General features: G+C 60.2%; 1 pseudogene. It reads right to left on the reverse strand.

Annotation, left to right across the window (positions count from 1 at the left end):
* Positions 1-221, reverse strand: a pseudogene (locus GHN86_RS23350) (electron transfer flavoprotein subunit alpha/FixB family protein); the annotation flags it as partial.

Here is a 221-nt window from a genome sequence, read left to right on the forward strand (position 1 = left end):
GCAACCGGGTCGAAACCGGTAGCACGCACGGTGATCACTTTGACCGGTGCAGTGGACTGCACGGTCGCAATGGCGTTACCAGCATAGATCGGGCGCGTGAAGGTATCAGCGCTGACCACCGAGTCGATCTCGGAGATCTGATCAACATCCAGCTGCGCAGCAACGCGCGGCAGGATGTTTTTGCCGTTGGACGTTGCGGCGGCCAGGATGTGGGTGTAACC

Origin of the sequence: Pseudomonas helleri (assembly GCF_009600315.1) — a bacterium.
Lineage (GTDB): Bacteria > Pseudomonadota > Gammaproteobacteria > Pseudomonadales > Pseudomonadaceae > Aquipseudomonas > Aquipseudomonas helleri_A.